Annotated in this window: 7 protein-coding genes and 1 rRNA gene; 3 read left to right on the top strand and 5 right to left on the bottom strand. The window is 61.0% G+C overall.

All coding sequences use genetic code 11. The annotated features are described in order from the left end of the window. Positions 1-93 precede the first annotated feature (93 nt). Both HXS66_RS03865 and HXS66_RS03870 read right to left on the bottom strand, forming a co-directional pair. Positions 94-1,140 (bottom strand): Fe(3+) ABC transporter substrate-binding protein, encoded by a 1,047-nt coding sequence (locus HXS66_RS03865; RefSeq protein WP_077371346.1) that lies wholly within the window; start codon positions 1,138-1,140, stop codon positions 94-96. Between the two features lie 240 nt (positions 1,141-1,380). After that, the gene (locus HXS66_RS03870; protein WP_373996115.1) at positions 1,381-2,049 is read right to left on the bottom strand and encodes an elongation factor P hydroxylase; all 669 of its coding nucleotides are present in this window, start codon (positions 2,047-2,049) and stop codon (positions 1,381-1,383) included. Positions 2,050-2,459: 410 nt separating this feature from the next. Between HXS66_RS03870 and HXS66_RS03875 the strand changes: the two genes are divergently transcribed. Both HXS66_RS03875 and HXS66_RS03880 read left to right on the top strand, forming a co-directional pair. Beyond that, positions 2,460-3,863, top strand: a complete 1,404-nt coding sequence (locus tag HXS66_RS03875) for an MATE family efflux transporter (RefSeq protein WP_240499759.1) — start codon at positions 2,460-2,462, stop codon at positions 3,861-3,863. Between the two features lie 322 nt (positions 3,864-4,185). Beyond that, complete coding sequence (locus HXS66_RS03880) at positions 4,186-4,920, top strand: hypothetical protein (protein ID WP_077371340.1); 735 nt, start codon at positions 4,186-4,188, stop codon at positions 4,918-4,920. An 11-nt stretch (positions 4,921-4,931) separates the two neighbouring features. Here the strand turns inward: HXS66_RS03880 and tusA are convergent, their stop codons facing one another. After that, entirely contained in the window at positions 4,932-5,177 is a 246-nt protein-coding gene (tusA, locus tag HXS66_RS03885; RefSeq protein WP_077371338.1) for a sulfurtransferase TusA, read from the bottom strand. 59 nt (positions 5,178-5,236) lie between these two features. Here tusA and HXS66_RS03890 point away from each other — a divergent pair, with 59 nt between their 5' ends. Next, on the top strand, positions 5,237-5,521 hold the full coding sequence (locus tag HXS66_RS03890; protein ID WP_077371336.1) for an antibiotic biosynthesis monooxygenase: 285 nt from the start codon (positions 5,237-5,239) through the stop codon (positions 5,519-5,521). A 139-nt stretch (positions 5,522-5,660) separates the two neighbouring features. On the opposite strand, the gene rlmM is transcribed toward HXS66_RS03890, so the two are convergent. Both rlmM and rrf read right to left on the bottom strand, forming a co-directional pair. Next, complete coding sequence (gene rlmM, locus HXS66_RS03895; protein ID WP_103751373.1) at positions 5,661-6,734, bottom strand: 23S rRNA (cytidine(2498)-2'-O)-methyltransferase RlmM; 1,074 nt, start codon at positions 6,732-6,734, stop codon at positions 5,661-5,663. Between the two features lie 195 nt (positions 6,735-6,929). Next, positions 6,930-7,045, bottom strand: a 5S ribosomal RNA gene (gene rrf, locus HXS66_RS03900). Between the last annotated feature and the right edge of the window lie 13 nt (positions 7,046-7,058).

Here is a 7,058-nt window from a genome sequence, read left to right on the forward strand (position 1 = left end):
GCTTTGCGCAAACGAAGAGGGGCTGTCGCATCGCGACAGCCCCTCTTCGTTCATGACAGCTCGCTCGGTAGCTTCTGGCTCCGGCGAGTGCCCTTACTGGTTGAAGCCGACTTCATTGACCATCTGCGCGGCGCGCTTGCGAAGCTTGGCGACTTCGGTCAGCGGCAGGTCATCCTGCTTGAACTCGCCCCATGAGGTCAGCAGCTCGGAGCTCTCGGCTTCCGGGTTGGCCGGATACTCGAAGTTGACCTCGGCATACATGTGCTGGGCGGTCTTCTCGGTGAGGAAGCGCATCAGCTTGAGGGCATTCTCTTCGTGCGGCGCGTACTTGGTCATCGCCATGCCGGAGATGTTCATGTGCGTGCCGACGCCGTTCTGATCCGGGAACTCGATACGTGCCTTCTCGGCCCACGGGCGCTGCTCGTCATTGTCGAGCATCTTGCCGTAGTAATAGCTGTTGCCGATGGCCACATCACAGACGTTGTCGCGGATCGCCTTGATCTGATCACGATCGCCACCCTGAGGCTTGCGCGCCAGATTGGCCTTGAAGCCTTCCAGCCACTCACGCGTGGCCTCTTCACCGTTGTGCGCGATGCGTGAGGCGATCAGCGCGACGTTGTAGGGGTGATCACCGGCGCGTGAGCAGACGCGCCCCTTCAGGCTCGGATCCGCCAGGTCGTCATAGCTTGCCACCTGACCGGCCTCGAGACGCTCGACACTGGTGTAGAGCACCCGTGCGCGCGTGGTGATGCCGAACCACTGATTGTCGGGGCCGTGGTACTGCTCGGGCAGATTGGCCTCGATGACCTCATCATTGACGCTCTTGACCAGCTCCTCGTCGACCAGCTCCTGCAGACGTCCCACATCCACGGTCAGCAGAACGTCAGCCGGAGTGTTGCGCCCTTCCCGCTTGAGACGCTCGGCCAGGCCCTGCTTGGCGAAGACCACATTGACCTTGACGCCGGTCTCCTCGGTGAACTCCTTGAGGAACGGCTCGATCAGATAGGCCTGACGATAGGAATAGACGTTGACCTCTTCCTGGGCTTGAGCCGGCAGCGCCGTGGCGGCGGTAACGCCAGCCAGTGCGCCCAGCAGCAGCTTGCGGACGGAGGATGCAGAAATCTTGGTGGAAGCTGTCATCGAATACCCCTGTTCGAAGGTCCCCGCTTCTGGCCTGCTGGTGCAGGGGAAGCAGAATGATCGTAGCAATGCGAATCATTCTAATCACAAAGGGTTTCCGATCGCAACGCTCGTGCAACGCTGACTTGCAGTTTTCGCAATCCGTGCTAGCAGTTCATGCCTGAAAACCCGGCGATTCCACGGCGGGATATCTCGAGGCGCGCGGAACAGACAATGTCCTGCGCCGGCATGGCGGGCGCATCAGGCTACGCGGCCATCCTCCCCGACGGCAGGCAATAGCATCATCGCCTCCTGGATGGCTTGCGTGTGTGAAAGCTTGCGCTGCCAGACAGCGTGCAGCGCATGTCGGAAGGCATTGGCGCGTGCTGGCAGGCCGCACCTTTCGTATTCAGCGGCCCGCTCGTCGACACGCTGTGCGAAGGCATCGCGATCCACCTCAAGCTCCAGATTATCGACGCTGACATGAAACGGCTTGGCGACTGCACGGTGGAACAATTGCTCCAGCGCCTGCGGGGCTACCTCGACACTTTCAAAGGCCTTCTGCTGGTGTGCATCACGTCCGTCCGGTGCATACCAGTAACCGTAATCCTCCTTGAGGCGTCGCTCAGGGCCCGCGATGCACCAGTGACTGACTTCGTGCAGAGCGCTGGAGAAGAAGCCGCGCGCCAGATAGAGACGATGAAAGCCGAGCTCATCGCCTGGAGAGTCGCCGCTGGCGACCCCATCCTGCACCTCATCCGTCGTCATGCCGGCGGGCAGATAGAGAGGTTCGTGGGGGGCGCGCCGCAACAAGGTGTTGTAAGACGTGGCAAACAGTCTATCGAAGAGGGAAGTCAACGCCGTCAGCTCAGGGTCCATCGACTCTTGATCCGTCAGGGCCTGCCCCCCCGCCAGGGCATGATCAGGCATGGCATCGCCGTCTGCGCTGCACGCCTCATGACGTGATGACAGGGTGCGAGGCACGCGGGAAAGTTCTGAAGAAAGCAACACAGGCAAGTCTCGACGATCGTGTGAATCAGCAGCGATATCAGTACCCGGAGATAGGGACGGTACTGCATGACGATGTCGAGCATTGTACGTGGCTCGTTCGTATCACGTCATTCCACCTGACAGGTGAGTACCAAGCGCTGATAATTCACTCTCTTGCGCCCCGCAGGCAGGCCTTATCTGCTAGGATGGCGCGCCAAGCAAGAATGATTCTCGATTACCAGCAGGAGCCTGCCGTGCCCCCCGCCGAACCCTCCCATTCATCCGCCTCCACGCCTGCAGCCTCTTCTCAGGCGCCATTCGCCAGCCGGGTACGCGCCGAGACCTCACGTCTGGTCACGCTGGCACTGCCAATCTGCGGTGCTCAGCTGGCTCAGGCAGGCATGAGCGCCGTGGATGTCCTGATGACCGGTCGCTCCAGCGCGACGGACCTGGCAGCCGTCTCGGTGGGGTCCAGCCTCTGGGTGCCTCTGCTGCTGTTGATGGCTGGCACCTTGATGGGGCTGACACCCGTCGTGGCACAGCTGATGGGGGGTAACCGCAGCGGTGAGGTACGTGACAACGTTCACCAGTCACTGTGGATCTCATTGGTGCTCGGCAGTCTGTCAGGATTGGCACTGTGGTTCCTGGCGGCGCCAATCTTCACGCTGATGGAGGTGCCCGGCGCGGTGGCAGAACAGGCCACGCTTTATCTGATGGCCATTGCCTGGGGCATGCCGGGCGCCGCCTTCTATCAAGTGCTACGCGCGTATTCCGATGGCATGAATCATACTCGTCCGGCGCTGATCATCAGCTTGATCGGCCTGTTGTCGAACATTCCGCTCAACTACCTGCTGATCTATGGCTCTGCAGGCGTGGATGACTTGCTGGGGATCACGTTGCCGGGACTGCTGGGCGATATCCCGGCCATGGGCGCTGCAGGCTGCGGTATCGCGACAGGGCTTGCCATGTGGATCATGTGTCTGAGCATGTTTCTCTACACCCGTCGCAGCAGCGCCTACCAGGCAGTCGCCCTCTGGTGCCAACCCAGCGCGCCTCAGCTCAAGAAGATCTCGGAACTGCTCAAGGTCGGTCTGCCGATCGGCATCGCCATCTTCTTCGAGGTCACGCTGTTCACCGTCATCGCGCTGTTCGTGGCAAGCTTCGGTGAGATCAAGGTGGCAGCCCACCAGGTCGCGCTCAACTTCACCTCATTGCTGTTCATGCTCCCCCTGTCACTGGCCATGGCACTCACCGTACGAGTGGGGCATACCATCGGCCGTGGTGACATGAACGAGGCGCGCTTCGTGGCGTGGAATGGCGTGGCCTTCTCACTGGTGGTCGCTCTGATCAATGATCTGGTGATCTGGGTACTGGCAGAGCCTGCCGTGGCGCTCTACACCAGCAACCTCAAGGTGCAGGCGCTGGCGCTTTCCCTGATCACGCTGGCGATGCTCTATCAGGTCTCCGACTCCTTGCAGGTTGCCATGGCAGGGGCTCTGCGCGGCTTCAAGGACACTCGCATCATCATGTTGATTACCATGTTCGCCTACTGGATCATCGGTCTTGGTGGCGGACATCTGCTGGGGGTGGGCAGTGAGCAGTTCCCTGTCTGGCCCTGGGCTGTCGAGAGCATGGGTGTCTATGGCTACTGGATTGGCATGGTGGCCGGCCTGACCGTGGCGGCTCTGCTGCTTGGCTGGCGTCTGTGGGTCATCGCGCGCCGCGCCATTCAGGAGGGCAGCCTGCCCGGCTGAGCGAAGCCCCCTGCCAACGCTGGCCGCGAGCTCGTGATACCGACGGCGGCCTGTGTTCCATCCCTTTTCCCACCCGCTCAAGCACTCGCCTCAGACGCCCCGCCACCGGCCTTTTGCCCGGTCGCGGGGCGTTTGCGTTTAATCCTTCATCTGCGCATGGACGGTCATTTCGTCCAAGGAGGGGTTACCGTCAGGGCTCAGGCTGTGCTAATGGTTATTCAAGGCAGTGCATTAATATGCAGTGCGCCATCTTGCAAGCGGCGGCTGTTTGCACACCCGCACACGCCGAGGACGATCGACAAGCTGCTGAGGAGGGTTCGTCATGGGCGTACCAGTTTCTTCCCCCCGCTCCGCCAAGGTCATCGACCTGAATGTCATGCGTGACAGGATGCGTGCACGACGTCGTATTCTCCGGCTTGCGCCGGAACACGATGGGTTGGAAATGCTCTATCAGCTCGAAAGCGACCCGGAGAGCTACTACAGCCTTCCCGTGTTGGCCTGGGGTCTGCGCGAGGATGGTGAAGTGGTCGGCCTGGTGCCATGGATGGAGGGGCTGATGCCCTGCCATGAGCTGGAAGATCCGCAGCAGGGCCACTTCGTCGGCTACCGAGACCCGGAAACCGACGAGGTCTTCATGCTGGCTCCGGACCACAAGGTCTATGAGCTCGAGCATGCCGCGGCCTATTACGACTATGAGGTGTCGGAGAAGACCACCTTGCTGCAGCAGCTACCGGATACGCTCGGGACTCATGCCCTGTGCATGACCAATGGCGAGTCTGCGTGGCAGCTCAAGCAGGTGTTCGGCTGGCGTCTATACAGCGATGGCAACATCGAGGCACTGCTGGTCGATGAGACACGCGTCACCCAGACACCGGTGCTGGCTGGAGATGACTGCCTCTACCCCGGTCGCAGTCGTCATGACGTGGTCTATTTCTTCCAGCGCGCCGTCGCCAACCAGATTCGTGAGCAGGACCCGGCCACCCTGGAAGCTCTCGCGCTGATGATGACCGGCGAGAGTGATCAGGTCAGTGTGGAAGTGCACGACCGCGAAGCCTGAGACGACTGGCGTCAACTGATGCGAATGTCATAAAGGAAGTGATCCGGCGTTTCGTCACTGCGCTCCAGTGTGTGCCCAAGAAATGCACAGAACTTGGGCACATCACGTGTCGTCGCCGGATCGGTCGCCACGACACGCAGCAGGTCTCCGCTCGCGAGCTCACGCACCTTGTTGTGCAGCATCATGATGGGTTCGGGGCAATACAGACCGCTGGTATCCAGCTCTGCATCGGCAACGGGCAGGGGGGTATCGGTCATCAATGACTCCTGAGGTCCTGCCACTGACAAGGCAGAATGTATGAAGACGGGAGGCGGGCATGATCAAGGTAATGATCGAACGGCATATCATGCCGGGACTCGAACAGGATTACGAACAGGCCTCACGCGAGGTCGTGCGTGAAGCCATGCATGCACAGGGCTTCATCTCGGGCGAGAATCTGGTGGAAAGCGGACGTCCCGGCCACCGAATATTGATCACTTCATGGCGAGACGCAAGAGCCTGGCAGGAGTGGTCGAGCAGTCACGCGCGCGAACGCATGATGGCGCGTCTGGGGCCGATGCTTTCTCAACCGGAACGCATCGTGTTGCTTGAGCACACCTGACCTGCGAGAGATTCAAGCCTCGCGAGCGCAGCACCCCTCAGCGAGGCTCTGTCCATCGACCTGACAGCACCGCACAGACAAGCCCCCACGGACCGCTCGGTCCGTGGGGGCTTGTGGTCGCACCAGACAACCCGGTGGCTCAGTGCGTGATACGCACATGCACGGTGACTTCTTCGCGGTCATGGTACAAGTGACGACACCGGATCTCGGCACCGACATTGGAACGCTCAAGGCTGGCCGCCAGATAATCGAGACAGCGGGAGACTTCCTTCCAGCGTTGCTTCATCGGCAGCTTGAGATTGAAGACCGCCTCATTGCACCAGCGCTTCTTCAGCCAGCGCTCGACCATCTCCGTCACGCGGATGGGCTTGTCGACGATGTCACAGACCAGCCAGTCCAGCCGCAGCGGTGGCTCCCAGGTAAAACCATCTTCCTTGAGATGCTCTACCTGTCCTGTCGCCATCAGATCCTTGTTCATGGGGCCATTGTCGATGGCAAACACGAACATGCCCTTCTCGACCAGCTGGAAGGTCCAGCCACCCGGCGCTGCCCCAAGATCCGCTGCCTGCATGCCAACCGCGATGCGACGCTCCCACTGGTCGCGCGGCACGAACTCATGCCAGGCCTCTTCCAGCTTGAGTGTGGAGCGACTGGGGGCACGGCTCGGCGAACGCAGATGACGGATGCCGTTGGCATATTCGCTGCGGTTGCCAGGAAAGCTCATGCCCAGCTGCACTTCGTCACCATCCGTCCAGAATACGTGCAGCGCCCGCCCACCGGCCTTGCGACGCAGTGCACCACGCTTCTTGAGCGCAGACTCCAACGGGCGGCCGACGGCCTTGCCAAGGCCCGACAGCGCCTTGCCATCATTGGTGTCCGGCATCTCGTGGCGGATCTCCTCGAAGCTCCAGCCAGCGTCGACCACCTGCTGCAGAATCGGTGAGACGCGATTTTCCCGCGACATGCCGACCAATGGCTCCAATGCCACCAGTGTCTGGCGAGCGAAGACCAACGCCTGAAGCGGCATGTCACGATGCAGGCTATTGGCGGGCTCATCACCTGTCACCACATAACGCACGAAGCCACTGTCGCGTGCCGCAATCGGATAACCCGGGGCGCCCAGATAAGCGGCCTTTTCACAGACTTCTGCGGCCAGGTCGGCCTCGAAGCCCGGGCGGCAATACAGCAACAGTTCTTGAGGTTGCATCATCATCTCCATAACGGAAGGCTGGGGAGTCTACCGCCTCGCTCCTGTCCACGACAAGCATGGCGACAATGACTGACTCAGCGAGGAAGCCGCTACTCAGGCCCACCGGGCCTGCCAGCTGACGGGTACCGGCTTTCCGGTTTTTGACCCGCAAAGAGAACCGCCCCTGCAGCTGGGCTGCAGGGGCGGTTCAGTATAAGTGCCTGACGATGACCTACTCTCACATGGAGAAACTCCACACTACCATCGGCGCTAAGCGGTTTCACTTCCGAGTTCGGCATGGGATCGGGTGGTTCACGCTCGCTATGGTCGTCAGGCGAAACGGTGGCA

It is taken from the genome of Cobetia sp. 5-11-6-3, from assembly GCF_013374055.1.
Lineage (GTDB): Bacteria > Pseudomonadota > Gammaproteobacteria > Pseudomonadales > Halomonadaceae > Cobetia > Cobetia marina.

Excerpts from the sequence above, each read along its gene's own strand:
- HXS66_RS03865 (WP_077371346.1), bottom strand. The coding sequence starts at position 1,140 with ATGACAGCTTCCACCAAGATTTCTGCATCCTCCGTCCGCAAGCTGCTG.
- HXS66_RS03870 (WP_373996115.1), bottom strand. The coding sequence starts at position 2,049 with ATGCCTGATCATGCCCTGGCGGGGGGGCAGGCCCTGACGGATCAAGAG.
- HXS66_RS03880 (WP_077371340.1), top strand. The coding sequence starts at position 4,186 with ATGGGCGTACCAGTTTCTTCCCCCCGCTCCGCCAAGGTCATCGACCTG.
- tusA (WP_077371338.1), bottom strand. The coding sequence starts at position 5,177 with ATGACCGATACCCCCCTGCCCGTTGCCGATGCAGAGCTGGATACCAGC.
- HXS66_RS03890 (WP_077371336.1), top strand. The coding sequence starts at position 5,237 with ATGATCAAGGTAATGATCGAACGGCATATCATGCCGGGACTCGAACAG.
- rlmM (WP_103751373.1), bottom strand. The coding sequence starts at position 6,734 with ATGATGATGCAACCTCAAGAACTGTTGCTGTATTGCCGCCCGGGCTTC.